The sequence below is a fragment of the Achromobacter sp. GW823-FHT04E03 genome, from assembly GCF_058796095.1.
The window spans coordinates 1,632,901-1,656,812 of sequence record NZ_JBXAIJ010000001.1; the positions used below are offsets into that span (position 1 = coordinate 1,632,901).

At 67.4% G+C, this 23,912-nt stretch carries 26 protein-coding genes; 13 read left to right on the forward strand and 13 right to left on the reverse strand.

Features of this window, described 5'->3' with window-relative positions:
* Positions 1-35 precede the first annotated feature (35 nt).
* Positions 36-1,022, forward strand: coding sequence for a Bug family tripartite tricarboxylate transporter substrate binding protein (locus tag AC1RHV_RS07655; RefSeq protein ID WP_054452407.1), 987 nt, complete (start codon positions 36-38; stop codon positions 1,020-1,022).
* A gap of 103 nt (positions 1,023-1,125) precedes the next feature.
* Positions 1,126-2,082 (forward strand): 2-hydroxyacid dehydrogenase, encoded by a 957-nt coding sequence (locus AC1RHV_RS07660; RefSeq protein WP_492300322.1) that lies wholly within the window; start codon positions 1,126-1,128, stop codon positions 2,080-2,082.
* A gap of 143 nt (positions 2,083-2,225) precedes the next feature.
* On the opposite strand, the gene AC1RHV_RS07665 is transcribed toward AC1RHV_RS07660, so the two are convergent.
* The 3 genes from AC1RHV_RS07665 to radA form a co-directional block, all read right to left on the reverse strand.
* The gene (locus AC1RHV_RS07665; protein ID WP_054452411.1) at positions 2,226-2,465 is read right to left on the reverse strand and encodes a hypothetical protein; all 240 of its coding nucleotides are present in this window, start codon (positions 2,463-2,465) and stop codon (positions 2,226-2,228) included.
* A 162-nt stretch (positions 2,466-2,627) separates the two neighbouring features.
* Positions 2,628-3,407 (reverse strand): sulfite exporter TauE/SafE family protein, encoded by a 780-nt coding sequence (locus AC1RHV_RS07670; protein ID WP_054453641.1) that lies wholly within the window; start codon positions 3,405-3,407, stop codon positions 2,628-2,630.
* Positions 3,408-3,490: 83 nt separating this feature from the next.
* Positions 3,491-4,852, reverse strand: coding sequence for a DNA repair protein RadA (gene radA / locus AC1RHV_RS07675; RefSeq protein ID WP_059379903.1), 1,362 nt, complete (start codon positions 4,850-4,852; stop codon positions 3,491-3,493).
* A 413-nt stretch (positions 4,853-5,265) separates the two neighbouring features.
* On the opposite strand from radA, the gene AC1RHV_RS07680 reads away from it, so the two are divergent.
* On the forward strand, positions 5,266-5,901 hold the full coding sequence (locus AC1RHV_RS07680) for a hypothetical protein (RefSeq protein WP_119449298.1): 636 nt from the start codon (positions 5,266-5,268) through the stop codon (positions 5,899-5,901).
* Positions 5,902-5,999: 98 nt separating this feature from the next.
* Positions 6,000-6,464, forward strand: coding sequence for a homoprotocatechuate degradation operon regulator HpaR (gene hpaR, locus AC1RHV_RS07685; RefSeq protein WP_175181443.1), 465 nt, complete (start codon positions 6,000-6,002; stop codon positions 6,462-6,464).
* Here the strand turns inward: hpaR and hpaD are convergent, their stop codons facing one another.
* Both hpaD and hpaE read right to left on the reverse strand, forming a co-directional pair.
* Entirely contained in the window at positions 6,465-7,316 is an 852-nt protein-coding gene (hpaD, locus tag AC1RHV_RS07690; RefSeq protein WP_054452420.1) for a 3,4-dihydroxyphenylacetate 2,3-dioxygenase, read from the reverse strand.
* A 37-nt stretch (positions 7,317-7,353) separates the two neighbouring features.
* Positions 7,354-8,820: a 5-carboxymethyl-2-hydroxymuconate semialdehyde dehydrogenase gene (gene hpaE / locus AC1RHV_RS07695; protein ID WP_175163550.1), complete on the reverse strand. Its 1,467-nt coding sequence runs from the start codon at positions 8,818-8,820 to the stop codon at positions 7,354-7,356.
* A gap of 201 nt (positions 8,821-9,021) precedes the next feature.
* Here hpaE and AC1RHV_RS07700 point away from each other — a divergent pair, with 201 nt between their 5' ends.
* From AC1RHV_RS07700 to hpaI, 4 genes are read left to right on the forward strand one after another with little or no spacing between them, the layout of a single operon-like run.
* Positions 9,022-10,062, forward strand: a complete 1,041-nt coding sequence (locus AC1RHV_RS07700) for a fumarylacetoacetate hydrolase family protein (RefSeq protein WP_175181445.1) — start codon at positions 9,022-9,024, stop codon at positions 10,060-10,062.
* A gap of 14 nt (positions 10,063-10,076) precedes the next feature.
* The gene (locus tag AC1RHV_RS07705; RefSeq protein WP_054452424.1) at positions 10,077-10,826 is read left to right on the forward strand and encodes a fumarylacetoacetate hydrolase family protein; all 750 of its coding nucleotides are present in this window, start codon (positions 10,077-10,079) and stop codon (positions 10,824-10,826) included.
* Positions 10,827-10,859: 33 nt separating this feature from the next.
* On the forward strand, positions 10,860-11,663 hold the full coding sequence (gene hpaH / locus AC1RHV_RS07710; protein WP_492300326.1) for a 2-oxo-hept-4-ene-1,7-dioate hydratase: 804 nt from the start codon (positions 10,860-10,862) through the stop codon (positions 11,661-11,663).
* Between the two features lie 14 nt (positions 11,664-11,677).
* Positions 11,678-12,478, forward strand: a complete 801-nt coding sequence (gene hpaI, locus AC1RHV_RS07715; protein WP_346545765.1) for a 4-hydroxy-2-oxoheptanedioate aldolase — start codon at positions 11,678-11,680, stop codon at positions 12,476-12,478.
* Here hpaI and AC1RHV_RS07720 read toward each other — a convergent pair.
* The 3 genes from AC1RHV_RS07720 to AC1RHV_RS07730 all read right to left on the reverse strand — a co-directional run bounded on the left by AC1RHV_RS07720 (position 12,472) and on the right by AC1RHV_RS07730 (position 15,202).
* Positions 12,472-13,248: an alpha/beta fold hydrolase gene (locus tag AC1RHV_RS07720; RefSeq protein WP_492300328.1), complete on the reverse strand. Its 777-nt coding sequence runs from the start codon at positions 13,246-13,248 to the stop codon at positions 12,472-12,474. The genes hpaI and AC1RHV_RS07720 overlap by 7 nt on opposite strands.
* A 10-nt stretch (positions 13,249-13,258) precedes the next feature.
* Positions 13,259-14,236 carry a Bug family tripartite tricarboxylate transporter substrate binding protein gene (locus AC1RHV_RS07725; RefSeq protein WP_192352304.1) on the reverse strand — a complete coding sequence of 326 codons (978 nt, stop codon included), beginning with the start codon at positions 14,234-14,236 and terminating at the stop codon, positions 13,259-13,261.
* 72 nt (positions 14,237-14,308) lie between these two features.
* A complete protein-coding gene (locus AC1RHV_RS07730; RefSeq protein WP_013394808.1) occupies positions 14,309-15,202 on the reverse strand; it encodes an MBL fold metallo-hydrolase in 894 nt (297 codons plus the stop codon).
* A 110-nt stretch (positions 15,203-15,312) separates the two neighbouring features.
* On the opposite strand from AC1RHV_RS07730, the gene AC1RHV_RS07735 reads away from it, so the two are divergent.
* Positions 15,313-16,266 carry a LysR substrate-binding domain-containing protein gene (locus AC1RHV_RS07735; protein ID WP_492300329.1) on the forward strand — a complete coding sequence of 318 codons (954 nt, stop codon included), beginning with the start codon at positions 15,313-15,315 and terminating at the stop codon, positions 16,264-16,266.
* Between the two features lie 21 nt (positions 16,267-16,287).
* On the opposite strand, the gene AC1RHV_RS07740 is transcribed toward AC1RHV_RS07735, so the two are convergent.
* Positions 16,288-16,668, reverse strand: coding sequence for a tautomerase family protein (locus AC1RHV_RS07740; protein WP_492300331.1), 381 nt, complete (start codon positions 16,666-16,668; stop codon positions 16,288-16,290).
* A gap of 81 nt (positions 16,669-16,749) precedes the next feature.
* On the opposite strand from AC1RHV_RS07740, the gene AC1RHV_RS07745 reads away from it, so the two are divergent.
* Entirely contained in the window at positions 16,750-17,607 is an 858-nt protein-coding gene (locus AC1RHV_RS07745) for a LysR substrate-binding domain-containing protein (RefSeq protein ID WP_054452438.1), read from the forward strand.
* Positions 17,608-17,624: 17 nt separating this feature from the next.
* On the opposite strand, the gene AC1RHV_RS07750 is transcribed toward AC1RHV_RS07745, so the two are convergent.
* Both AC1RHV_RS07750 and alr read right to left on the reverse strand, forming a co-directional pair.
* Positions 17,625-18,344, reverse strand: coding sequence for an SDR family oxidoreductase (locus AC1RHV_RS07750; RefSeq protein WP_042794220.1), 720 nt, complete (start codon positions 18,342-18,344; stop codon positions 17,625-17,627).
* Positions 18,345-18,498: 154 nt separating this feature from the next.
* Positions 18,499-19,626, reverse strand: coding sequence for an alanine racemase (gene alr / locus AC1RHV_RS07755; RefSeq protein WP_054452440.1), 1,128 nt, complete (start codon positions 19,624-19,626; stop codon positions 18,499-18,501).
* A gap of 130 nt (positions 19,627-19,756) precedes the next feature.
* On the opposite strand from alr, the gene hpnC reads away from it, so the two are divergent.
* From hpnC to hpnE, 3 genes are read left to right on the forward strand one after another with little or no spacing between them, the layout of a single operon-like run.
* Complete coding sequence (gene hpnC / locus AC1RHV_RS07760) at positions 19,757-20,587, forward strand: squalene synthase HpnC (protein ID WP_054452442.1); 831 nt, start codon at positions 19,757-19,759, stop codon at positions 20,585-20,587.
* Position 20,588: 1 nt separating this feature from the next.
* Positions 20,589-21,452 carry a presqualene diphosphate synthase HpnD gene (gene hpnD / locus AC1RHV_RS07765; RefSeq protein ID WP_054452444.1) on the forward strand — a complete coding sequence of 288 codons (864 nt, stop codon included), beginning with the start codon at positions 20,589-20,591 and terminating at the stop codon, positions 21,450-21,452.
* Positions 21,449-22,771: a hydroxysqualene dehydroxylase HpnE gene (hpnE, locus tag AC1RHV_RS07770; protein WP_192328601.1), complete on the forward strand. Its 1,323-nt coding sequence runs from the start codon at positions 21,449-21,451 to the stop codon at positions 22,769-22,771. Before hpnD ends, hpnE begins: the two co-directional genes overlap by 4 nt.
* A 16-nt stretch (positions 22,772-22,787) precedes the next feature.
* On the opposite strand, the gene crcB is transcribed toward hpnE, so the two are convergent.
* Both crcB and AC1RHV_RS07780 read right to left on the reverse strand, forming a co-directional pair.
* Entirely contained in the window at positions 22,788-23,180 is a 393-nt protein-coding gene (gene crcB / locus AC1RHV_RS07775; protein WP_054452448.1) for a fluoride efflux transporter CrcB, read from the reverse strand.
* Between the two features lie 6 nt (positions 23,181-23,186).
* Complete coding sequence (locus AC1RHV_RS07780) at positions 23,187-23,741, reverse strand: HdeD family acid-resistance protein (protein WP_054452451.1); 555 nt, start codon at positions 23,739-23,741, stop codon at positions 23,187-23,189.
* Between the last annotated feature and the right edge of the window lie 171 nt (positions 23,742-23,912).

Below are 23,912 nucleotides of genomic sequence, written 5' to 3' on the forward strand. Positions count from 1 at the left end.
CGGGCTCTTCATCAGCACGCGAACCAGGAGACACCATGAACAAACTGATGAGCGCCGCGGCCGTCGCAGCCGCCGTCGCCGCAGGCGCCGTGCTGCCCGGGATGCCCGCGGCGCAGGCCGCCGGCTATCCCGACAAACCCGTGACGATGATCGTGCCTTTCGTGCCGGGCGGTTCTTCCGACATTACCGCGCGCTCGGTCACGCCGGGGCTGACGAAAATCCTGGGGCAGACCTTCGTGGTCGAAAACAAGCCCGGCGCCAACAGCGCCATCGGCGCGCAGGCGCTGGCCCGCTCCACGCCTGACGGGTACACCATGATGGTCGGCTCCATCGGCACCTTCGCCATCAACGAGGCGCTCTACAAGAACCTGTCGTACAACCCCAGCAAGGACTTCGAATACCTGACGCAGGCGGTGCGCAATCCCAACGTGCTGGTGGCAGCGCCGACGTTTCCGGCCAGCACCGTCGCCGAGCTGGTCGAATACGCGAAGAAGAATCCGGGCAAGGTGTCCTATGCCTCGTCGGGCACGGGTTCGTCGGACCACCTGTCCGCCGTGCTGTTCCGCCAGCGCACCCAGAGCACGGGCGTGGACGTCCCCTACCGCGGCGGCGGCGCGGCCATCGCCGACCTGATCGGCGGGCAGGTCAACGTGTCATTCCAGAACCTGGGCGCGGTCCAGACCCACATCAAGGCCGGCAAGCTCAAGGCGCTGGCCATCACGGGCGACGCCCGCGCCGCCGACCTGCCGGACGTGCCCACGCTGGCCGAGGCCGGCATCAAGGACATGGTGGTGTACTCCTGGCAAGGCTTTGCCGTGCCCAAGGGCACGCCCGCGCCCATCGTCCAGCAACTGTCCAAGGCCTTGCAGACCGCGCTGCGCGATCCCCAGACCGAGAAGACCCTGCAAGGCCTGGGCTTCGAGGTCGTGGCCAACACGCCGCAGCAGTTCACGGCATTCCAGCAGGCCGAGGTCAAGCGCTGGAAGGACGTCATCCAGAAAGCCAACATCCAGCTCGAGTAAGGTCGCGATCTGGACCCGGGATGCCCCTGGCGGGCATCCTGTCAGCCTGCATCAAGGCCGGATCAAGTAGCATCAACGTTTTGCCACCCACCTGTACGACAACATGACCACCAAGCATCGCATCATCCAGGTCGGCTCGCTGGCCGGTTCCCCCTACGCCAACAAGACGCTCGCGGACCGCTACGACGTCGTCGAACTATGGAAGTACCCGGACCGCAAGGCGGCGCTGGCCGAGCATGGCAAGGGCGTCACCGCCGTCGTCACGTCCGCCACCTACGGCGCCAACGCCGAACTCATTAACGCCCTGCCCGACCTGAAGGCCATCTGCAGCTGGGGCGTGGGCTACGAGACCATCGACGTCCAGGCCGCCAAGCAGCGCGGCGTGCAGGTCAGCAATACCCCCGACGTGCTGACCGACTGCGTCGCCGATCTGGCCTGGGGCCTCCTGATCGCGGGCGCGCGCCACATGGGCCAGGGCGAACGCTTCGTGCGCGCGGGCCAGTGGGGCCAGGTGCATGGCGGCATCCCGCTGGGCCAGCGCGTCAGCGGCAAGAAGCTGGGCATCGTCGGCCTGGGCCGCATCGGCGAGGCCATCGCCCGCCGCGGCATGGGCTTCGACACGGACGTGCGCTACCACAACCGCCGCAAGCGCGATGACGTGGAATACGGCTACGAAGCCTCGCTCACCGACCTGGCCAAGTGGGCCGACTTCCTCGTCGTGGCCACCGTCGGCGGTCCCAGCACGCGCCATCTGGTCAACCGCGAAGTGCTGGAAGCGCTGGGCCCCACGGGCATCATCGTCAACATCGCGCGCGGCCCCGTCATCGACGAGACCGCGCTGGTCGCCGCGCTGGAAGCCGGCAAGCTGGGCTGCGCCGCGCTCGACGTGTTCGAGCACGAGCCCAAGGTGCCCGAAGCGTTGCTCAAGACCGATCGCGCAGTGCTGCTGCCGCACATCGGCAGCGCCACGCTGGAAACCCGCGTGGCCATGGAGAACCTGATGCTGGAAAACCTGCAGGCGTTCTTCGAGACCGGCCGCGTGATCACTCCTGCGGAGTAAGGCCCGCCCTGCGCCGCAGCCGCGGCGCGCCAAATGAAAAAGCCTCTCGGCGCCCATACCGAGAGGCTTTCGACTTTCCGGCCCCCGCGGGAATCGGAAGTCGTTTGCGCAAAGGAACTACCGGGCGCTCAGGCCCTCAGTGCTTACTTCGCTGGAGCCGCTGCGCCGGAATGATCCGTCTTCGCGGCCCCGCCCGATTTGGCCGCCGCCGGTTTGGCGGAGGTCTTGTCGGACTTGTGATGCTTGTGCTGCGCCTGGGTCTTGGTTTCACCCGTCTTGGACGTGGCATCGGCGCCCGCCGCAAACGCCGAAGGCGCGGCAGCCAGACCGAGGCACAAGGCCGAGGTGGATAGGAACGCAGCAATACGGGAGTGAGTCGTCATTTCATGAACTCCTGAATGTAAAAGGACCGAAGTCCTTTTTTCGACACGGGGCGGCAACATCGCCGCTTTACCCGTTCCCGTTTGAACCGGCCCCATCCAGAAGGTTCAGCGCGGAACCAGAAAATTTCGGTCGCTAACGCTTCGAAATATGGCGCGGACGGTTCAGCTCTCGAACGCCAGCAGCGCCACGGTGGCGAACAGCATCAGTGCGAAGCAGGCTCTCAGCTTGCGTTCAGGCAGACGGTACGCAAGCTTCACGCCCACCGGCACGAACAGCAGGCTGCCTATCGCCAGCGGCGCGCCGACCAGCCAATCGGCCTGCCCCGCCCAGGAGTAGGTGATCAACGCGATGAAAGATCCCGGAATCACCATGCTCAGCGCCAGCGCCTGCGCCGTGGTCTGCGGCAACCTGAACACGGACGTGATGATGGGCACGGCCAGCACCGCGCCGCCCACGCCGAAGAAGCCACCCAGCGTGCCGCACAAAATGCCCAGCACGCTGGCGCGGCGCGGCGTGAAGACCGGCGCATCGCCCTTGGCCGCCGGCTTGCGCGCCGCAACGGGACGCGAGGCGCGCCAGGTCTGCCACACATAGAACAGCGCAATGAAGAACAGGAACACGGCGAAGCTGCGGCGCAGGATGCCGGAATCTATGCCCAGCGCCAGTTGCGCGCCGACCCAGGTGAACACCACGGCCCCGGCCGCTCCCGCCAACGCCACGCGCTTGTCGATGCGGGTCTGCTGGTTGTACTTGCGCACCGCCATCATGATGGTGGGCAGGACCATGATGAGCGCCGTGCCCTGCGCCAACTGCTGCGACATGCCCATCAACAGCACCAGCGCGGGAATCGCGATCAGGCCGCCCCCGATGCCCAGCACGCCGCCCATGAAACCGATCAGGCCGCCCGCAGCCAGGCACGCGGCGATAACTAACAGACTCACTTCTTGCTCCAGCAGGCCCGGCCAGTGCAGGCCGGGCAATCAGAATGTCGATATGAAACCGCCGCAGGCCGCCGCTCTCGGCGTCAGCGCAGCTTGTCCAGCGCGGCGTCCAGCCGGTCCACCGCCCAGATCTCCAGTCCTTCGATGGGCTGGCGCGGCGCGTTGGCCTTGGGGATCAGCGCAATCGAAAAGCCCAGCTTGGCCGCTTCGCGCAAGCGTTCCTGTCCGCGCGGCGCGGGCCGGATCTCGCCCGCCAGGCCGACCTCGCCGAAAGCGATCAGGCCGCGCGGCAGCGGCTTGTCGCGCAGCGAGGACATGATGGCCAGCAGCACCGGCAGGTCGGCCGCAGGTTCCGTGATGCGCACGCCGCCCACCGCGTTGACGAACACGTCCTGGTCAAAGGTGGACACGCCGGCGTGCCGGTGCAGCACCGCCAGCAGCATCGCCAGGCGGTTGCCCTCCAGGCCGACCGTGAGCCGGCGCGGGTTGGGCGCGTGCGAACTATCCACCAGCGCCTGGATCTCCACCAGCAGCGGGCGCGTGCCTTCCTGCGTGGCCATCACGCAGGATCCCGCGACCTGCTGTTCATGCTGCGACAGGAACAGCGCGGAAGGGTTGGCCACGCCGCGCAGCCCGCGGTCCGTCATGGCGAAGACACCCAGTTCATTGACCGCGCCGAAGCGGTTCTTGAAGGCGCGCACCAGGCGGAACGAGGAATGCGTGTCGCCCTCGAAATACAGCACGGTGTCCACGATGTGCTCCAGCACCCGCGGCCCGGCCAGCGCGCCGTCCTTGGTGACGTGGCCGATCATGACGATGGCGATGCCCGTCTGCTTGGCCAGGCGCGTGAGCTGCGCCGCGCATTCGCGCACCTGCGACACCGACCCCGGCGCCGCGGTCAGTTCGCCGCTGTACAGGGTCTGGATCGAGTCGATCACCGCCACAGTGGGCTTCTGCTCCGACACCGCCGCCTGGATCGACTCCAGCCGGATCTCGGCCAGCAGGTTGACGTTGCCCGTCTGCAGGCCCAGGCGGCGCGCACGCAGCGCCACCTGTTCGGCGGATTCCTCGCCCGTCACGTACAACACGTTGGTGACTTCGGACAGCGAGGCCAGCGCCTGCAGCAGCAAGGTGGACTTGCCTATGCCCGGGTCGCCGCCGATCAGCACCACGGCGCCGGCCACCAGGCCGCCGCCCAGCACACGGTCGAATTCTTCCAGCCCGGTAGGCTGGCGCGGCGTTTCGCGGGCCTCGATTTCAGACAGGCTGCGCACGGGGCTGGCGGCCGCCAGCGGCGCATAACGGTGGGAGGCGGCGGCCGGCGCCGACGATTCCACGGTTTCTTCCAGCGTGTTCCAGGCGTTGCAATGTGGGCATTTGCCCTGCCACTTGGGGGTGGTGCCGCCGCAATCGGAGCACACATATACGGTTCGGGATTTGGCCATGCGCGAAAGTGTACCGGCAAGCCAGGGCGGCATGCGCGCGCACACGCGCGCTTTCGTCCTCGCACGCCCCTTGATGGGGCGGTATCTGTCATTCTGCTTTCAAAAACAGGGACGTGCTGAAGTTACATGATGCAAACTCAAGAAATTCTCTGGCGGATTTCTCCAAATCGCGCATAATCATCAGGTGCAGCGCATTGACGAACCGCCCGGCCCAGGGCGGCATACCTGCAGCCAGACGCCCTCGGGGCGCGGCGGCGGGAATCGCGGCGCAATCACCCGCGGCTTTCCAGGAAGCCGCCTAAACCGGAACAGGACCCGAGCTACGACGAGACCGCCGGACCACCGGCGCGGCGTGCGCAGAGGTCAGACGCGGATGCGCCTTGCCACCAGGCGCATGTGCGAGGAGTACGCGCATGAGCATTACCTACCGCCCCCCTTTCGACGAAGACGATGAACGGGATCTGCGCGCCTTGTATCGCAGGCACGGTCCCGGCGCCAATCCCGAATTGGACGCGGCAGTGCGCCGCCGTTGGCATCCCGGCCATAGCTGGCACCCCGCCTGGGGCGCTGCCGCTTGCGCGGCCATGGTCTTCGGCCTGTTCGCCTGGACCGAGATGCGCGAAGCCCAGGACTTTCCCGAGCAGAACACGCCTGTCATCACCCCCCACGAAATAGGGACAAGCTCGGAACGCGCGCCCGCGCTGCTGTCCACGCCTGCGCAAGCGCCCGCCGAACAGTCCGCGCCCGTCACCGAACGCGTGGCCGCGCCGCCGCAAGAAACGGCGCCGCAAGCCGCTCCTGCCCAGGAAGCCGCCCCCGTCGCTCAGGAAACCTCGCCCGCGGAACAACCAGCCGCCGAGCCCGCCACGCCGGAAACGCCCGCCCTCAGCGATCAAGACATCGAAGCCCGCGTGACCCACATCCGGGCGCTGGTGCGCGAGGAACAGCAGGAAGAGGCAGTACAGGCGCTGCGCGAATTGCAGCAGGCCGCCCCCGACCTGACCCTGCCCGACGACCTGCAGGAACTTGCCCAGCAGAACCCCGCCTGATCACCGCCACCCATCGGCGCCGCGCCCGGCGCGGACCGATGCGCGCGCGCGTCCGATTTCGCTGCGGCGCGGCCCGGCTTCTTGCTAACATAGCCGCCATGAGTCCGAGCTTCCACCACCGCAATCTCCCCCATCTGCTGCTCTACGCGCGTGAAACGCTGATGGCGCACTTCCGCCCCATCCTGCACGCCGCGGGCGTCACCGAACAACAATGGCGGGTGCTGCGCACGCTGAGCGAAGTGGGCTCCATGGAACCCAACCAGATCGCCCGCACCTGCCAGATTCTCAGCCCCAGCCTCACGCGCATGCTGGCGGGCATGCAGGAACAGGGCCTGATCAAGCGCACGCGCTCCAGCGCCGATCAGCGGCGCCAGGAAATTTCGCTGACGCCCAAGAGCAACAAGCTGATCGACCGCATGCGTCCGCAAGTGGACGCGAAGTACCAGGAAATCGAGGCCCGGATCGGCAAGGAATTGCTGGACCGCCTGTATCGCGACGTCGACGCCATGGTCGAGCTGATCAAGCGCGAGCCCGCCGACGCGCGCGCCTCCGAAGAAGAATGATCAGGCCGGCACCGGGAAGATCGCGTTGATCTGCCCCGTGCCGGAACTGGCGAAGTAATCCGTCACGATCTCCACCGGCTGGTCGTAGCCGTCCCAGCCCAACAGGCCCAGCAGCATCGCGGTATCGTGCATGCCGCCCTCGCCCACGCACAGGTCCGCGTATTCGGGCAGCATGGCGCAGAAGGCCTTCCAGTCGCCCTGGCGCCACAACTCCACCACCCGCAAGTCCACCTGCCGGAAGAACTCGCGGCTGATCTGGTGCATGGCGGCCTCGGGGCTGCCGTTGTCGTTGAAGCGATGCGACAGCGAACCGCTGGCCAGCACCGCCACGCGGCTGTCGCTGGCCTCGATGGCCTGGCGCAACGCCGCGCCGAAGCGGCGGCTTTCGTCCAGCGAGTGCCAGGCGCACCAGGCGGCTACCGACACCACGTTGAAGCGCCCGTCGCCATTCATGTAGCGCATCGGCACCAGTGTGCCGTACTCCAGTTCCAGGCTGTCGATTTCATGCGAACGCGTGCCCACGCCCGCGGCGTTGGCGCATTCAGCGATGCGGCGCCCCAGTTGCGGATTGCCGCGGTAGGCGTAATCCATGTCCTTGATGAAATGCGGCAGCTCGTTGCTGGTGTAGCGGCCCTTGAAGCCGCTGTTGCAGTTCACGTGATAGCCGCCGTTGACCAGCCAGTGCACGTCCAGCACCACGATGCTGTCCACATCCAGGTCGCGGCAACGCTGGCCGATGATGCGATGTCCCTGGATCGCCGCCTCCCTGCAACCCTGGTGCTTGCCAGGCAGTTCCGAAAGATACATGGACGGCACATGCGTTACCTTGGCCGCCAGCGCGAGCTTGCCCATGATGCTAGTCTCCTCATTCTTGTGGTCGGGGCCGGATTCAGACGCCCCATCTGGGGATGTGGTGGCTGCCCATGGACACGCACACGTTCTTGATCTCGGCAAAGACCTCGTAACTGTATTCGCCGCCTTCGCGTCCCGTGCCCGATTCCTTGGTGCCGCCGAAGGGCTGGCGCAGGTCGCGCACATTCTGGCTGTTGATGAATACCATGCCCGCCTCGATGCCGCGGGCCAGTCGGTGCGCCCGCCCAATGTCGCGGGTCCAGATGTAGGACGCGAGACCGTACTTCACGTCATTGGCCAGCGCCAGGCCCTCGGCCTCGTCCTTGAACGGCAGCAGGCAGGCGACCGGTCCGAAGATCTCTTCCTGCGCGCAACGCATGCGGTTGTCGACATCCGCCAGCACCGTCGGGCTGACAAAATTGCCGCCCGCCAGATGGGCCGGCAAGCCTGCGGGCCGGTCCGCGCCGCCCGCGAGTATGCGCGCGCCTTCCTGCTCGGCCAGGCGGATGTAGCCCGTGACCTTTTCCCAGTGCTGGCGCGTGATCATCGCGCCCACGTGGGTATTGTCATCGGTGGGGTCGCCCACGGCCAGGCGCTGCGCGCGTTCGGCAAACCTGCGCACGAAATCGTCGTAGATGGATTGCTGGATGAAGATGCGCGAACCCGCGGTGCAGCGTTCGCCGTTGAGCGAAAAGATGGTGAAGAGCGCCGCGTCCAGCGCGCGCTCCACGTCCGCGTCGTCGAAGATCAGCACGGGCGACTTGCCGCCCAGTTCCATCGAATACTTCTTGACGCCGCCAGCGCTGGCCAGGATCTTCTTGCCGGTCACGGTGCCGCCGGTGAACGAGATTGCGCGCACGCCGGGATGCCGCACCAGCGCATCGCCAGCGGTGGCGCCGTAGCCCTGCACCACGTTCAGCACGCCGGCCGGAATGCCGGCCTCCAGCGCCAGCATCCCGAGCTGGTCCGCCGTCAGCGGCGAAAGCTCGGACATCTTCAGCACCGCCGTATTGCCCAGCGCCAGGCAAGGCGCCGTCTTCCAGGTGGCGGTCATGAACGGCACGTTCCAGGGCGACACCAGCGCGCACACGCCCACGGGCTGGTACAGCGTGTAGTTCAGCATCTGGTCGTCCACCGGATAGGTGTGGCCGTTCATGCGCGTGCAGACCTCGGCGAAGAAATTGAAATTCTCCGAGGCGCGCGGGATCAGCTGCTTGCGGGTCTGCGAGATCGGCAGCCCGGTGTCGCGGGTTTCCAGTTCGGCCAGCTGCGGCACGTTCTGGTCTATCAGTTCGCCCAGCCTGCGCATCAGGCGGGCGCGTTCCTTGGCAGGCGTGTTGGCCCATTTGGGGAAGGCCTCGGCGGCTGCCGCGACGGCCGCGTCGATCTCGGCCTGCCCGCCCGCGGCCACCTCGGCGATGGGTTCGCCCGTGGCCGGGTTGCTGGTGATGAAGCGGTCGCGGCTGTCGACCTGCTTGCCGTTGATCCAGTGCTTGATGCTCACGCGCGGCTCCTCGTCCTGTCCGCGCCGGACCGTCCGGCGCAAATTTAATTAACCAGTTAACATTATGCTTGCCGGAACGCGCTGTCAACGTCGGGAAACCCCCAGGCGGAACAGGCCCTGGCAACCCTATGGCCGATTGTTGCCATCGCAGTTTTTCATTAAACTAGTTAACATGATAATTACATCATGCGGAGCAAGGCCATGCCCCATATCTGGATCGAATACTCCGGCAATCTGGCCCTGGATACGCAGGCGCTGATGCGGACCGTGCAGGACGCCGCCGTGGGCGACGGCAGCCTGTTCCCGCTGGCCGGCGCGCGCACCCGCGCGCTGCGCGTGGATGACTGCCTGATCGTCGACGGCCATCCCGACAACGCCTTCGTCCACGTGGTGCTGCGCATCGGCCACGGCCGCAATGCCGAACAGAAAGCCGCCCTGGGCGAGCGGGTGTTCCAGGCGCTGACCGCCGCGCTCGCGCCGCAGATGGCGGCGCGCCCGCTCGGCATCTCGATGCAGATCGAGGAAGCCGACCCGGTGCTGAACTACAAGCTCAACAACTACCGCGAACACCTGGCCGCGCGCGCAGCCGCGGCCGCGGCGCCGTGGCCGCGGACCGTGGTGGGCGCGGCGCTGAACACGCGCCAGGCGCTGGCCGCGCTGGGCGAGGCCGTGGACGCGCCCCCCTACAAGGCCGCGCCCAAGGCGCCCGTGCTCTACATCAAGCCGGCCAATACCTATGCCCGCAATGGCGACGTGATCGCCCTGCCCGCCGGCGTGGACGAGGTCGAAGTGGGCGCCTGCCTGGGCGTGGTGTTCGCCCGCCGTGCGACCCGCGTGAGCGAAGCCGAGGCGCTGGACTATGTGGCGGGGTACCGCGTGGTGGCGGACCTGTCCGTGCCGCACGCCAGCTACTTCCGCCCCGCGCTCAAGCAGAAATGCCGCGACGGCTTCTGCCCCATCGGCCAGGATCTCGCCCCCGTGGCCGCGGTCGGCGACGTGGATGCCCTGGACATCGAAGTGCGCATCGACGGCCAGGTGGCGCAGCGCGCCAGCACCGCCGACCTGATCCGTCCCGTAGCGCGGCTGATCGCCGACGTGACCCAGTTCATGACGCTGGAAGCGGGCGACATCCTGCTGGCCGGCACGCCTCACGGCGCGCCGCGCGCGCGCGCCGGACAGCGCTACGAGATCAGCATTTCCCGGGTTGGCACGCTGGGCAATGCGCTGGCCGCCGCCCGATAGCCCAGGAGCCCGCCATGAAACATGCCCGTATTTCCCTGGACGGCGTCATCCATGCCGCCACCGAAGCCGGCCCCGGCCAGGTCCGCCTGGCCGACGGACGCGTGTATGCCGAAGACGCGGTGCAATGGCTGCCGCCCTTCGAGCCGCGCACCACCTTCACGCTGGCCATCAACTATGCCGACCACGCCAAGGAACTGGCGTTCAAGGCCCCGGACGAGCCGCTGGGCTTCCTCAAGGCCGCCAACACCTTCGTCGGGCACCGCGCCCAGACCTTGCGCCCCGCCGACGTCGCCTTCATGCACTACGAATGCGAACTGGCGGTGGTGATAGGCAAGACCGCCAGCAAGGTCAGCCGCGCCCAGGCCTATGACTGCGTGGCCGGCTACACCGTGGCCAACGACTACGCGCTGCGCGACTACCTGGAAAACTGGTACCGCCCCAATCTGCGCGTGAAAAGCCGCGACACCTGCACACCGCTAGGCCCCTGGCTGGTGGACCGCGACGACGTGCCCGACCCCATGAACCTCAACCTGCGCACCACCGTCAACGGCGTGGAGACGCAGCGCGGCAATACCCGCGACATGGTGTTCGACGTGCCCGCGCTGATCGAGTACTTCAGCAGCTTCATGACGCTCTCGCCCGGCGACCTGATCCTGACCGGCACGCCCGACGGCATCGTCAACGTGCAGCCCGGCGACGAAGTCGTGACCGAGATCGAAGGCGTGGGACGGCTGGTCAACACGCTCGTCCCCTTCCCCAATTGATTCCACTCCAACTCCATGACACCTGGAACTCCGATGCTAGATAAAGATACCGTGCGCGCCATCGCCGCGCGCCTGCACGAAGCCGAACGCAACCGCCAGCAGATCCGCCAGATTTCGCTCGAGTACCCCGACATCACCATTGCCGACGCCTATGCCATCCAGCGCGCCTGGATGGACATCAAGCTGGCCGAAGGCCGCATCAAGCGCGGCCACAAGATCGGCCTGACCTCGCGCGCCATGCAACAGGCCTCGCAGATCGACGAACCCGACTTCGGCATGCTGCTGGACGACATGTTCTTCAATGACGGCGCGGACATACCCGCGGGCCGCTTCATCCTGCCGCGGCTGGAAGTCGAACTCGCCTTCGTGCTGGGCAAGCGCCTGCAAGGCCCCGACGTCACGCTGTTCCAGGTCTATGACGCGGTCGACTACGTGGTCCCGGCGCTGGAGATCATCGACGCGCGCTCGCACAGCATCGACCCCGACAGCAAGCGCCCGCGCAAGGTGTTCGACACCATCGCCGACAACGCCGCCAACGCCGGCGTGGTGATGGGCGGACGGCCGGTGAAGATCGGCGAGCTGGACCTGCGCTGGGTCGGCGCCATCCTGTCGCGCAACGCCGTGATCGAGGAAACCGGCGTGGCCGCGGGCGTCTTGAACCATCCCGCCAATGGCGTAGTATGGCTGGCGAACAAGCTGGCCGCCCACGACGTGGCGCTGGAAGCGGGAGAGATCATCCTGTCGGGCTCCTTTACCCGGCCGGTGCTGGCCCGCCCTGGCGATACCTTCAACGTCGATTACGGCGTGCTGGGTTCCGTCAACTGCCATTTCATCTGACCACGCCACCATCCATGGACATATTGACCAACACCTTCAAGCAGGCCCTGCGCAGCGGCAAGCCCCAGATCGGCCTGTGGGCGGGCCTGGCCAGCGCCTACTCCACCGAAATCATCGCCGGCGCGGGCTTCGACTGGCTGCTGATCGACGGCGAGCACGCGCCCAACACCTTGCAGACCACGCTGCAACAGCTGCAATCCATGGCCGCCTATCCGGTCGCTCCGGTGGTGCGGCCGGCCTGGAACGACGCGGTGCAGATCAAGCAGATCCTGGACACCGGCGCGCAGACGCTGCTGGTGCCCATGGTGCAATCCGCGGAAGAAGCCGCGGCCGCCGTGGCCGCGGTGCGCTATCCGCCGCAAGGCGTGCGCGGCGTGGGCAGCGCGCTGGCCCGTTCGTCGCGCTGGAACCGCATCCCCGACTACCTGCGCCGCGCCAATGACGAAATGTGCGTGCTGGTGCAGATCGAAACGCCGCGCGGCGTGGACGCGCTGGAGGAGATCCTCGCGGTGGACGGCGTGGACGGCGCCTTCATCGGCCCGGCCGACCTCTCGGCCAGCATGGGCTACCTGGGCCAGCCGGAGCATCCGGAAGTGGTCAAGGCGATCGACGACGCCATCCTGCGCATCGTGCGCAACGGCAAGGCCGCCGGCATCCTGCATAGCGGCGTGGACCGCGCCAAGCACTATCTGTCGCTGGGCGCGACCTTCGTCGCCGTGGGCGTGGACGCAACCCTGCTGGCGCGCGCGGCCGAACAGCTGGCGGGCCAATTCAAGAACGCGGCCGCCCCCGTGGCGGCCAAGGGTCCCTACTGACCCGCAGGCCGGGGCGCACCGTCCCGGCCCGCCAGGAACTCGCGCACGGCGGTATTGAACAATAGCGGGCGCTCCAGGTGCGCGGCATGCCCGCAGTCCGGCAGCACGCACAGGCTGCCGTGGGTCAAGGCGGCGCGCAAGGCCAGCGCCGAGGGCAGCGGATGGCTGCGTTCAAGTTCGCCCGATATGACCAGCACCGGCGCGCGCACCGCCGCCAGCGCCTGCGTGTAGTCCACGCCCGCAACTGCCGCGATCATCGAGGCCGCGCCGGCCGCGCTCATGGTCATGCCGTCTTCCAGGCAGCCCGCGTAGGCCGGCGCCTGCTCCCCCTGCCGGAACCAGGCGCCCAGCACGCGCCTGGCGGTGGCCCGCGGGCCGTCCGCGCGCAGGCGCGCCAAGGTCTGGTCCATGGGCTCAAAGCGCGCGGCGCCATCTACCCTCAAGCCCGCGCCGTACAGCACGGCACGGCCGACGCGCCCCGGAACCGCGCACAGCAGCTGCTGCGCAACGAAGCCGCTGAACGAATGCCCCAATACGTCGAAGCTGGCGATGCCCAGTTCATCCGCCAGCGCGACGAGCGCGTCCGCGTAGGCCGGCAAACCCTGCAAGGGAGCCGCTTGCGCGCCGCGCCCGAAGCCCGGCCAATCCACGGCGATCACGTCATGCTCATCGGCCAGCGCGCCCAACAGGCCGCTCCAGATCTCGGACGATGAACAGAAACCATGCAGCAGGAACAGCGGGCGGCCTGAACCGCGGCGCGTGTACTTCATGTCCCGCTCCTCAGTTGTCCAGCACCACGCCGGATTCGCGCACCACCGCCTGCCATTGCGGCGCTTCGCTGCGCCAGGCCGAGGCGAACGACGCGGGCGTGTCCTGTCCCGGTACGAAGCCGCCCGCCAGGAACGCCTGGCGCACCTCCGGCAAGGCCAGCACCTCGTGCAGGACGTCGGCAAAGCGCGCCACGCGCTCGGGCGGCGTGCCCTTGGGCGCGGCAAAGCCCCACCAGTTGCCCTGCACCACGTCCGGCATGCCAGCCTCGGCCGCGGTAGGCACGTCGGGCAGGCCGGCAAAGCGCTCGGGAGCCGCCACCGCCAAGGCCCGCACCTTGCCCTGCGGCATGTAGGCCGCGGCGATGCTGTAGCCGCCGATGTACATCTGGATCTCGTTGGCCAGCAAGGCCTGCACCCCCGGCGAGGAACCGCGGTAGGCGATGTGCGTCATGCCCGCACCCATGGCATGCGACAGGCGGTAGCCGGAAAGATGCGGCGTAGTGCCCATGCCCGGCGATCCGTAGTTCAGCTTGCCGGCCTGCGCGCGCGCATACTGCGCGAACTGCGCGTAGTCCTGCGCCGGCACTTGCGCGCTGACGTAGACGAAGGCCGGCACGTCCGCCAGCTTGCCCACCGGCTCCAGGTCGGCCAGCGGATCGAAGCCCAGCTTGCGGTACAGGAACTGGTTGATGACGAAGTTGTTGGTCGCGCCCAGCACCAGCGTGTAGCCGTCGGGCTTGGCGCGCGCCACCTCCAGCGCGCCGATGTTGCCGCCGGCGCCCGTCTTGTAATCGACGACGAGAGGCTGGCCCAGACGCTTTTCCAGCAGGGGCTGGATCTGGCGCATGGCCACGTCGCCCGCCGCGCCCGGCGCGTACGGCAGGACGACGCGGATGGGATGATCGGGATACTGCGCCCGGGCGGCCAGCGGCGATGCCGCCAGGCCCCAGGCAAGCAAAACGGATACGGCGCAAGTCCGGTACGTCATGGTGTTCTCCCTGGCCGGCGGGCCGTGCCCGCGCGCGCCGGCCCGGCGGCCGGCAGGTTTTCCTCGCGGATGCTACAGGTCGATGCGCATCAGGTCATGGGCCAGCCGCAGCGGGCCCGAATAGTTCTTGCGGATGTCGGCCACGATCTCGTCCATCAAGTGCGGTCCCATCAGTTCCACCGGCAGATGCTTGGCCGCGGCGCGCTTGATCACCGGACTGGTCGAATCGAAATGGCCGAAGTGCGTCGCCACCAGGCTCTTGACGCCGGCGCGGCTGGCGATGATGCCAAGGTCCGTGGGGCTGGTGTGCGCATAGGTGCCCACGCCGGTCTTGGCGCGGTGCGCGATGAATGATTCGGGAAAGGTGCATTCATGGATCAACAGGTCTGCGTCCTGCGCCAGGCGCACCATGGCTTCACAGGGCGCGGTGTCGCCGCTGAACGCGATGACCTTGCCTTCGGCCTCCACCCGCACGCCGAAGCATTCGCAGACGTCGCGCGGAATGTGCTCCACCCAATCGACCGAAATGCGCACCCTGCCGTCGTCGAACACCGGCCCGGGGCTGACTTCCCGCACCTCGGGCCGCATGGCTTCCAGATTGGCCTGGCGTACCGGATAGGCGCTGCGCGCCTGGTAGTCGGTGTGGTAGGCGCCGTTCTCGAACAGGTGGTCGACGAAATGGCGGGTGCCCTTCGGCCCCAGCACCAGCGGCGCGCCGGTCTTGTTCAACATCCAGCTGGAGATGACGAAGTAGGGATAGTCGCAGATGTGGTCGTGGTGCAGGTGCGTCAGGAACACGAAGCCGACCTTGGCCGGATCGACGTTGGCGCGCACCATCTGGCGCGTGGCGCCCTCGCCGCAGTCAAACAGGTAGTGGGTATCGTCATCCAGGGTCAGCAGGATGGCGGACTGGCCCCGGTCGGGATCGGGCAGCGCGGCTCCGGTTCCCAGCATCGTGATCTTCATGTTTTCCCCTTTTGCACAGGTCGGTTGAACTGCGATCCAGTATAGGGATGGGGTGCATACAATCTAATCAATTATTAGAATGCTGTGATAACCAACAGGAATTGCAAAAAATGCCTGCCACGTCCCGCATTCCCGAACTGCACCACATTGGCGGACGCCTGCGCATGCGCCACCTGGACCTGCTGCGCGCCCTCTATGCCCTGGGCAGCGTGCACAAGGCCGCGGCCGAGCTCGGCATGACGCAGCCCGCGGCCAGCAAGCAGCTGCTGGAACTGGAAGACATGTTCGGCGTGCCGCTGTTCCAGCGCACGCGCCGCGGCATCGTGCCCACGGGCTTCGGCCATGCGCTGGCGCGCAAGGCGGATGTGCTCTGGTCCGACCTGTCCGGCGCGCGCAACGAGATCGCCGCGCTGGCCGCCGGCGCCAGCGGCCGCATCCGCGTCGGCGTGCAGCAGGTGGCCCTGCCCGTGCTGGTGCCGCGCGCCCTGCAGCGCCTGCGCGCCGACCATGCCGGCGTCACCGTCATGCTGCAGGAAGGCGCGCACGACGCGCTGCTGGCCGGCCTGGCGCGCGGCGAACTCGATTGCGTACTGGGCCGCCTGATGCTGGACGCGACACAGCCCGTGTTCCGTACCGAGGTCCTGTACGAAGAGCCCATCTGCGTGGTGGCGCGCGTCGGCCATCCGCTGGCCAAGTCCACCCGCATCACCGCCGCTGCGCTGGCGCGGCAGGACTGGATCCTGCCGCCGCCCCAGGCGCCACTGCGCCAGCGCATCGACTCCTACTTCGCCGAACAGGGACTGACGCTGCGCGCGCCCATGGCCGAATCGGTATCGCTGCTGGCCAACGAGGTGCTGTTGCGCAGCAGCGACCTGCTTTCGGCCATGCCGCGCGCGGTGGCGCAGCACTATGCCGCGCTGGGCGTGCTGGCCATCCTGAGATTCCGCCCCGACTGGAACCTGCCGCCGGTAGGCGTGGTGCAGCGCGCGCAGGTTGAAGCGGCGCCGGCGCTGCAGCGCTTTCTGGACGCGCTGCGGGTGGAAGCTGGCGCGCTGGGCGCGTAGCGCCGCAGCCGCCTCCCGGTCTCAAGCGTATTGCGCGAGACCGTAACCGAAAGACCAGTTCTCTTTCGCCACCTCCACCAGGTTCACGAACACGTCCTCGGGCCTCAGGCCGGGATCTTCGCCCAGGCGCTGCGCGATCCGCTGGAACAGCGCCTTCTTCTGTTCCAGGCTGCGCGTGTTGTTCGCCGTGATCTGGATGTAGACGAGGTCGTCGCTGCGCGCCACGTCCATGTAGGTCGGGCTATAGCGGATGTTCGACGCCTCATGCTCGGTCATGGTCATGAATTGGTCGTCTTCGGGAACATTGAACGTTTCGCGCATGGCCAGATAGATATTGTCGAAGATGGCCTGGCGATAGGCTTGCGGCTTGCCAGCGCGCAATGAGACATGGACTAGCGGCATGGTGGTTCTCCGTTGTTGTGCCATTTCATGTTAGCCATTCTGATAAGCTATGGCTCTATATTTCAATGATAAGCATCTGAAATGACTGAACGCCCACTGGATATCGCCGCGGTCAGGGCCTTTGTCCGCATTGCCGAACTGGGCAGCTTCACGCGCGCCGCCGAAGTCCTGCAGACGACGCAGGCCGCCATCAGCCTGAAACTCAAGCGGCTCGAGGACCGGCTCGGTTTCCGCCTGATCGAACGCACGCCGCGGTATGTGGAGCTTTCGGCCAGGGGCGCCGCCTTTCTTGGACAGGCGCGCGAACTGCTGGCGGCGCATGACCGTGCGCTGTCCGCGGCTGCCGAGGACAGGCAGCGCCTTGCCGTCGGTATCAGCGAACACGTGGCGGGACCGGAACTGCCGGCGCTGATCGCGCGCATGAACGCGGCGGATCCCCAGTTGCTGATCGAAATCCGGATTGCCTCATCCGGCGATTTGCTCCAGAGCTACGACCGGCGCGAACTCGATACGGTGATCGTGCGCCTGCATGCGGGACGCGACGACGGCCAGGTCCTGACCAAGGAAAAATTCGGTTGGTACGCGGCGCCCGACTGGCAGCACCGGGCAGGCGAACCGCTGCCCCTGGCCACCATGGCGCAACCTTGCGGCGTGCGCGCCATCGCCGAACAACTGCTCGACGAATCGGGCATACCGTGGACGGAAGTTTTTGTGGGCGGCGGCGTAATGGCGGTCGCGTCCGCCGTGATGGCGGGACTCGGCGTTGCGGCGCTGTCTCCGCGCATGCTGCCCTTCGGCGCGGTCGACGCGGGCCCGAGGATGGGACTGCCTGCCCTGCCGCAACTGCCGGTCTTACTGCACACCAGGGTCAGGGATGGCCGCGCGCGCGATGCGCTGACGGCCCTGGGCGCGGCGTTCCGCAGCGCAGTGAAAGGCTGAAAACAAGCCTGAAAACGTCAGGAACGGCCGCCCAGGCTGCCGCCGCCATCCACGCCCAGCACCTGGCCGGTGATGAAGCCGGCGTCGTCCGACAGCAGGAATGCAATCGCGGCCGCCACTTCGGCGGGCGTGCCCAAACGCTTCATGGGCACGGAGGCCAGCGCGCGCTTTTCGGCGTCGCTGCCGGCAGGCCGCGTGGCGCGGAACATCTCGGTTTCGATCGGGCCGGGGGCCACCGCGTTGGCGGTGACGCCGTATTCGGCCAGTTCCAGCGCCCAGGTGCGCGTGCAGCCGACCAACGCGCTCTTGGCGGCCGAATAGGCGGTGCGCTCCAGGCCGCCGTGGATGGCGCGGCTGACCACGTTGACGATGCGCCCTGCGCGGCGCACCTTCATGGATTCGATGAAGGCCTGGGTGACTTGCACCGCCACCCGCACGTTCAGGTCGAGCACGTTGTACAGCGTGGCCAGATCGATCTCGCCCAGCGGCTGGGGCGAGACGATGCCGACGTTGTTGACCACGGCGTCGACCGGGAATTTCTCGCGGATCTCGCGCAGCACCTCTTCGGTGCGGCCGGCGTCCGCCAGGTCACAGGCATAGAGGTAGCCCGGGAAGTCCACGTCGGTGGTGTTGCGCGCGATGCCCACCACATGACAGCCCATGTCGGACAGCCGCTGAGTAAGCGCCCAGCCTATGCCTTTGGTGGCGCCCGTGACGAGCACGCATTTGTCCTTCATGGGTTGAAACCTCGCTTCTGTTTTCTTGGTAAAAAACGGGCGCTTGGGCGCCCGGTCTTCCAAGTAGACACCATCCGGCGCCACCTGTCTTGTAAATTGCGTAGCAATTCTTGCCTGCCGGACAGCCTGCCCGGCCGCAAGGGACCGGCCCTTTTCAGACGTCCCGGGTGACCGGAACGCGCGGCGCCAGGGCGCACAGCAGCTCGTAGCCGATGGTCCCGGCGGCCAGGGCCACCTCGTCCACGGAGGGGCCTTCCTCGCCCCAGAGCGACACGGGGGAGCCGACGCCGGCGGCGGGGACGGGCCCCAGATCGACGATCAGCATGTCCATGGAAACACGGCCCACCAATTGGGTGCGGATGCCGGCCACCACCACCGGCGTGCCGGTGGTGGCGTGACGCGGATAGCCGTCGGCATAGCCGCAGGCCACGATGCCGATGCGCATGGAGCGGTCGGCGCGGAAGATGGCGCCATAGCCCACCGAATCGCCGGCTTTCAAATCCTGCACGGCAATGATTTCCGATCGCAGCGACATGGCCGGTTTCAGACCGAAGGAAGATGCTTCGGCGTCCGCGAACGGCGACGCGCCGTACAGGCAGATGCCCGGGCGCACCCAGTGCGCCTGGGTTTCCGAGGCAACCGCGATCTCCGCGAAGCGCAGCGTGGCAGCCGAATTGCAGACGCTGATGGCGCCCGGCATCTTATGCGTCACCGAATTGAATACCGCCAGTTGCTCGTTCACGCCCTGGGGGCCGTCGGCGCAGGCGAAATGGGTCATCTTGCCCACCGAGCCCAGCACGCCCTGCTGTTGCAGCAGCATGGCGCGCTCATGCGCCGCGGCGTAGGCGGCGGGGCTGAAGCCCAGGCGGTTCATGCCGCTGTTCAGTTTGAGCATGATGTCGACGCGGCGCGAGAAGCGCGCGCGGGCCAGCATGTCCAGTTGCTCGCGGTTGTGCACCGTGGTGCTCAGGTGGTAGCGGTCGACGATGTCCAGGTCGGAGGGTTCGAAAAAGCCTTCCAGCAGCAGGATGGGGCCGCCCCAGCCCGCCTCGCGGCAGCGCACCGCTTCGTCCAGGTCCAGCATCGCCAGGCCTTGGGCCTTGGAGAAGCCGGCCACGGCCTGCTCGATGCCGTGTCCATAGGCATTGGCCTTGATCACTGCCCAGATCGAGGGCGGCAGGCCGGAAGCCGCGGCGGCCGTCTGGTCCAGGTGGCGGCGCACGGCCGCAAGATTGTGCGCAAGCGCGGAAACGGAGACGGTGGCGGATATGGGACGCGGCATGGTGTGGGATCCTGTGGCGCTTAAGTCTAACTGATCCGCGTCCCGCACGGCATGGCGCCGTGCCGCCGGAATGCGACTACTCTAAAATGGATCGGTCCAGGCCCCCAGGGCCAGATCCGCAATTCCAAATATGCCCATCGATCACTACGAGAACTTTCCCGTCGCCTCGCTGCTGCTGCCGCGCAGGCTGCGCGGCGCCGTGACCGATATCTACCGTTTCGCCCGCGCAGCGGACGATATCGCCGACGAAGGCAGCGCCACCGACGCGGAACGGCTGAGCCAGCTGGCCGCGTTCCGCGCCGAGCTGCACCGCATCGGCGCCGAACCAGGCGCCACGCCCGAACCCGGCTCGCCCGAACTGGCCGGCATCTTCGTGCCGCTCGCGGCCACCATCGCGCGCCACCAGTTGCCCATCACGCCGTTCTACGACCTTTTGTCCGCCTTCGAACAGGACATCAGCGTCAAGCGCTACGAAGACTACGCCACGCTGGCGGACTACTGCACCCGCTCCGCCAACCCTGTGGGCAGGCTGATGCTGCACCTGTTCGAAGCCACCAATCCGCATAACGTGACCGAGGCCGACGCCATCTGCACCGGCCTGCAGCTGGTGAATTTCTGGCAGGATGTACGGGTGGACTGGCACAAGCAGCGCGTCTACCTGCCGCAGGAAGACCTGCGCCGCCACGGCGTGACGGACGAGGACCTGGCCGCCTGCCGGTTGACACCCGCCTGGCGCGACCTGATGGCCTTCGAAGTCGAACGCGCCCGCGCACTGCTACACTTCGGCGCTCCGCTGGCGCGCCGCCTGCCGGGCCGCATGGGCCTGGAGCTGCGTCTGGTGGTGCAAGGCGGGCTGCGCGTGCTGGAGCGTATCGAGGCGGGCGGCTACGATGTATTCATGAATCGCCCCGAATTGGGCGCCAAAGATTGGGCCATCATGTTGTGGCGCGCAATTACCTGATATGACCCCTGACGAATATTGCCAGGAGAAAGCCGCCAAGAGCGGTTCCAGCTTCTACTACTCGTTCCTCTTCCTGCCGCCCGAGCGGCGGCGCGCCATCACGGCGCTGTATGCGTATTGCCGCGAAGTGGACGACGTGGTCGACGAATGCACCGACCCGTCGCTGGCCCGCGTCAAGCTGGCCTGGTGGCGCACGCAGGTCGACCAGATGTACAACGGCAATCCGGACCACCCGGTGACGCGCGCGCTGCAGCCGCACCTGCAAAGCTGTTCGATCACGCGCGAACGCCTGCTGGCCGTCATCGACGGCATGGAAATGGACCTGGACCAGACCCGTTACCTGGACTGGCCGGGCCTGCGCAAATACTGCTGGCACGCCGCCGGCGTGGTGGGCGAACTGTCGGCCGGCGTCTTCGGCTACTCCGACCCCAAGACCCTGGTCTACGCGGAAAAGCTGGGCCTGGCGTTCCAGATGACCAACATCATCCGCGACGTGGGCGACGACGCCCGGCGCGGCCGCATCTACCTGCCGGTCAACGACATGCAGCAATTCGAGGTCAAGGCCTCGGACATCCTGAACGGCGAGTACTCCGACCGCTTCAGCGCGCTGATGAAGTTCCAGGCCGAGCGCGCCCGCGGACTGTACCGCGAGGCCATGAGCAACCTGCCCGAGGCGGACCGCCGCGCGCAGCGCCCGGGCCTGATGATGGCGGCCATCTACCACGCGCTACTCGACGAGATCGAGCGCGACAACTGGCAGGTGCTGCATCAGCGCATCTCGCTCACCCCTTTGCGCAAGCTGTGGCTCGCCTGGAAGACCTGGGTGGGCGGCGGACGCGGACTGGTCCGCCGGTTGGCGCGGTGAAGGCCGCGGTCATCGGCGCTGGCTGGGCTGGCCTGGCAGCCAGCGTCGCCCTGCGCGAAGCCGGCGCCAAAGTCACCGTCTTCGAAGCCGGCCATACGCCGGGCGGCCGCGCCCGGCGCGTCTTCCACACCGATTTCGACGCGCCGCTGGACAACGGCCAGCACCTGCTGTCGGGCGCCTACAAGCACACGCTGGCGCTAATGCGCCGCGTCGGCCGCAACCCGGACGCCTTGCTGATGCGCCGGCCGCTGCAGCTGGCCAGCCTGGACGGCCGCTTCCGCCTGGCCGCGCCGCGGCTGCCGGCCCCATTGCACATGGCGGCGGCGATCCTGCGCGCGCGCGGCCTGGCCTGGAAGGACCGCCTGGCGACGCTGCGCCTGATGCGCGGCCTGAAGACCATGGCCTGGACGCCGCCGCGCGAATGGACCGTCCTGCACCTGCTGCACTACCACGCGCAATCGGATGCACTGATCCGCCAGGTCTGGGAACCGCTATGCCTGGCCGCGCTGAACACGCCAACCGCCACGGCCAGCGCCGCGCTGTTCGCGCGCGTGCTGCGCGACAGCCTGACCGGCAGCCGCGAAAACAGCGACATGCTGCTGCCCTGCACCGACCTGTCCGCGCTCTGGCCCGACGCCGCCGCGCGCCAGGTGACCATGCGCTACGGCAGCACCGTGCGCCAGCTCCGCCCGTCCGCTGAAGGCATCGACATCAACCAGGAACGGTTCGACGCGGCCGTGCTGGCGGTGCCGCCCGCCTTTGCCGCGCGGCTGCTCGACGCCCCGCTGCGGGAAGCGGGCGCCACCGGGCTGCTGGATGCGCTCAAGGCATTCGAGTACATGCCCATCGCCACGCTGAACCTGCGGCTGCAGGATCCCTGGCGCCTGCCCGAACCCATGATGATGCTGCGCGAGGAATCCGCCCGCGACCACTACGGCCAATGGCTGTTCGACCGCGCGCAGCTGGCCGGCGACACCAAGGCCGGCGAACTGGCCGTGGTGACCAGCGCGGCCACCGGCATCGCGGAACGCAACCGCCGGCAGGTCATCGAAGCGCTGATCGACCAGGTGGCCGAACAGGCGGCGCGCCATCCCGCGCGCCTGCCGGCCATGCCGGAAGTGACGGCCGCGGAACTGTTCATCGAGAAACGCGCCACCTTCGCGGCGGTGCCGGGCCTGACCCGGCCATTGAATTCCACGCCCTGGCCCACGCTGGCGCTGGCCGGCGACTGGACCGACACGGGCTACCCTGGCGTGCTCGAAGGCGCGGTGCGCAGCGGCCTGCAGGCCGCCCGCGTGCTGAATCCGGCAGCAGCCTGAACGCCGCCCGCAGGCCTTAGCGCAGCAGGCTGGCAGTGGCCAGCCCGGCCGCCGTCAGCAGCAGCGACCCGATCAGGCTGAACCCGGCATAGCCCAGCGCGCTGGCGTAGGCGCCGCGCTCCAGCATCGCCACCGTCTCGGCCGAAAAGGTCGAGAACGTGGTCAAGCCTCCCATGAAACCCGTGATCGCGCCCAACCGCACCCAGGCCGGCCATTCGGGATGCCCGGCCACCAGCGCCAGGACCAATCCGACCAGGTACCCGCCGGCCAGGTTCACCGCGAAGGTGCCCCAGGGCCAGGACTCCACGTTGAGCCACATGCTGACCAGCCAGCGGGTCCAGGCGCCGAACATGGCGCCCAGGCCCACGGCCAGGAAATTCAGGGGAATCAGGGTTTGGTATGCGGACATCGGATTTCAGGACGCCTTGTGCTGTTTGAGGCGGAAGGAAAAGACCAGCAGCAGTATGCCGAAAAACACGGCGTAGGCGCCGATGACCCAGACCAGCGCCAGCGCGCCCGCGCCCGGCTGCATGATCAGCATGCCGCCGAACAGGATGGACACCAGGCCCGAGAGGCCGAGCAACCACTCGTTGCGGATGTCCTTGCGGAAACGGATGGCGGCGACAACCTGGAATATGCCGGACACCAGCGCCCAGATCGCAATGATGTAGAGCAGGACGAGCGCGGTCAGGCCTGGATAGAGGAAGGTGACGATGCCGGCCGCGATCCCCAGCAGGCCCACGATGATGAGCGCCCACAAAGGTTTGCCGTTGTCGCGGATGCGCACGCCGGCGACCAGGGCCAGCACGCCGTCCACCAGCGCGAAAGCGCCCCACACCAGCACCAGCGCGGACAAGGTGATGGCAGGCATGAGCAAGGCCATGAGCCCGAACAGGATGGCGACGACGCCGCGCAACGCCACCCAACCCCAATGACGACCGATCTGATCCACGACTTGCTGTTCAAGCATGACGACCTCCGGTGTTTGTAACGGGTGGCCTATCTTATCGCCGCTGGCAGGCAGGCGCCACGACGCGCCCTTTTCTGCCGACGCTTGCCCCGAAACCAATTGAAATTTCCTTGGGCGGACCACGGAGGCATTTATAAGAGTCATTCTCATTAAATGTTAGAATCCGCGGGC